This window comes from Caulobacter sp., from assembly GCF_035254145.1.
In the GTDB taxonomy this organism is placed as follows: domain Bacteria; phylum Pseudomonadota; class Alphaproteobacteria; order Caulobacterales; family Caulobacteraceae; genus Caulobacter.
On the sequence record NZ_DATFAV010000081.1, the window covers coordinates 1 to 2,429 of the forward strand.

3 protein-coding genes and 1 pseudogene are annotated in these 2,429 nt (G+C 67.4%); 2 read left to right on the forward strand and 2 right to left on the reverse strand.

From position 1 onward, the window contains the following. Nucleotides 1–131: 131 nt before the first annotated feature. Together VJ655_RS04545 and VJ655_RS04550 are read right to left on the reverse strand one after the other, a co-directional pair. Nucleotides 132–443: pseudogene (locus VJ655_RS04545) on the reverse strand (hypothetical protein); the annotation flags it as partial. Nucleotides 444–566: 123 nt separating this feature from the next. Further along, on the reverse strand, nt 567–1,079 hold the full coding sequence (locus tag VJ655_RS04550; RefSeq protein WP_324109880.1) for a GNAT family N-acetyltransferase: 513 nt from the start codon (nt 1,077–1,079) through the stop codon (nt 567–569). 152 nt (nt 1,080–1,231) lie between these two features. Here VJ655_RS04550 and secG point away from each other — a divergent pair, with 152 nt between their 5' ends. Both secG and VJ655_RS04560 read left to right on the forward strand, forming a co-directional pair. After that, a complete protein-coding gene (secG, locus tag VJ655_RS04555) occupies nt 1,232–1,765 on the forward strand; it encodes a preprotein translocase subunit SecG (RefSeq protein ID WP_324109881.1) in 534 nt (177 codons plus the stop codon). A gap of 115 nt (nt 1,766–1,880) precedes the next feature. Then, nucleotides 1,881–2,429 (forward strand): CTP synthase (locus VJ655_RS04560; RefSeq protein ID WP_324109882.1); only part of this gene is annotated, 549 nt, incomplete at its 3' end.

Below are 2,429 nucleotides of genomic sequence, written 5' to 3' on the forward strand. Positions count from 1 at the left end.
GAGGGCTTTGTCCCTCACCCTCCCATGCTTCGCATGGGCCCCGCCCTCTCCCCGTGGGAGAGGGAGATGGACGGCGCGGGCGTTCGGGCGAACTTATCCTCCCCTTCGAAACCTGCCTTATGCTCTGTCTCACCTCGTCGCGAGGAAAGGGCGCGTGGCCAGCGATCATTTGCGGCGGCGGGGGGCGATCGAGCGGGGACAGGTTCGAGGGGGATACTCGAACGGTCCGGGGATCTGGTTGCTGGCCAGACCCGCCCGTCGTCGGCGTGGTTGGAGGCAAGAGGATGTGTCTTAGCCTGGATTGGCTCGTCCTCTCCGACCGCTGGGGTTTCTCGGAAACGGGAGGTCCCAGGTCCCGGTAAGGCCTGAACAGGGCCACCTGACGGGAGGCTGGCGGATAACGGTCGCGCGGAGCGTTCGGGCTTCGTCGAAACGGTATTCACTACTCACACTCCGGACGAACGTCCGGCGCTCCGCGTCCCTTTCCATCCCTTCAGCGGGAAACCGCGTGAAGCGGCGGAGCCGTACCCCAAATCCTCCCCCCAGCGGGGGAGGGTTTCCGGCCGCTAGAGAACCAACGCATAAAGCCGCCGATCGCGGCGTTCGCCGTCGCGATGGACCGCACCTTTCAGATAACCCTCGGGCTTGAAGCCCAGCTTCTCGAGCAGGCGCTCGGCCTGGTCGCCGATGTGGACGCTGGCGACGAGGCTCTTCAGGCCGCTGCTGGCGGCGTTGGCGAGAAGGGCGCTCACCGCCTCGTAGCCGAAGCCCCGGCCCCAGTTGTCGCGGGCGATCACGAAGCGGATCTCCGCCCGGTCGTGGCGACGGTCGATGTCGATGAACTCGCAGTAGCCCAGGAAGAGGCCGCTGTTCGTATGGCGGATCGCCCAATAGACCGCGTCGCCGGCGGCCATCTCGGCGACCTGGGCGGCGACCCGGCTCGTGACCTCGTCGGGGTCCTCGATGGGCTCCTGGTCGAGGTTGGACATTACCTCCGCGTCGCTCAGGAACGGATAGACTCGCGGGGCGTCTTCGACCGTCAAGGGAGCGAGAGTCAGGCGGGCGGTCTCGAGGATCATGCGGTCCGATGGTCTGGTGTGAGATGGCGGGTCGGGTCTTGCGTCGCGGCGCGCGCTTCCCAGCTATGGCGCGGAGCCGCCTCTAGTGGTAGAGGGGCCGCTTCGTTTTTCGCGCGGCGTTTGACCGCGCCCGGATCGAGAACACATTCGTCATGCTCATCGGCGTCCTGCTGGCCATCAACATCGTCGTCTGCCTCGGTTTGATCGGGGTGGTGCTGCTGCAGCGCTCCGAAGGCGGCGCGCTGGGCATGGGCGGCGGTTCGTCCAGCTTCATGACCGCGCGCGGCGCCGGCGACCTCTTGACCCGCATCACCTGGATCCTGTTCTCGATCTTCCTCCTGATCAGCCTGACGCTGACGATCCTGACGGGCCGCATGAACAGCGGCGGTTCGGTGGTGGATCGCCTGGACATCCAGAACCTCGATTCCAAGGCCTTGAACGCCGCGCCGGCCGCTCCGGCTCCCGCCGACGTCGCTCCGTCCTCGACCGCGCCCGCACCGATCCAGGCTCCCGCGCCGCAGCTGAACGTTCCCGCGCCGGCCGCGCCGCAACCCTCGCTGCTGGCGCCGGCCGCCCAGCAACCGGCGAAGAAGGCGGCGGCTCCCGCGAAGGCCCCGGCCAAGCCGGCGGCCGAGGCCGCGCCGCCCACCGTCGCGGCGCCGCCGGCCGAGCAGCCCAAGCCCTAATCGCTTCCCTGGAAGCTTTCGTCCGACCCCCGAGGGCCACCCCGGGGGTCGAAACTTGTTGATGAACGCAGGTCTTTTCACCGGCGTCGTCGAATCACGAGTAATCTGATCGCCCATGACGCGGTACATCTTCATCACCGGCGGCGTGGTTTCCTCGCTTGGCAAGGGTCTGGCCTCGGCGGCGCTCGGCGCGCTGCTGCAAGCGCGCGGCTACACGGTCCGTCTTCGGAAGCTCGACCCCTATCTCAACGTCGATCCGGGCACGATGAGCCCGTATCAGCACGGCGAGGTCTTCGTGACCGACGACGGGGCCGAGACCGACCTCGATCTCGGCCACTACGAGCGCTTCACCGGCGTGTCGGCCAACAAGGCCGACAACATCACGACCGGCCAGATCTACAAGACGATCATCGAGAAGGAGCGCCGCGGCGACTATCTGGGCGCGACCGTCCAGGTGATTCCGCACGTCACCAACGAGATCAAGGACTTCGTCCTGTCGCCCGCCATGGACGAGACGGGCCAGAAGGCCGTCGACTTCGTGCTGGTCGAGATCGGCGGCACGGTCGGCGACATCGAGGGCCTGCCGTTCTTCGAGGCCATCCGCCAGCTGCGCCAGGACTTGCCGCGCGGCCAGAGCTGCTACGTGCATCTGACCCTGCTGCCG

Bases quoted from the DNA above. Each gene is read 5' to 3' on its own strand.
- secG (WP_324109881.1), top strand. From the start codon at position 1,232: ATGCTCATCGGCGTCCTGCTGGCCATCAACATCGTCGTCTGCCTCGGT.
- VJ655_RS04550 (WP_324109880.1), bottom strand. From the start codon at position 1,079: ATGATCCTCGAGACCGCCCGCCTGACTCTCGCTCCCTTGACGGTCGAA.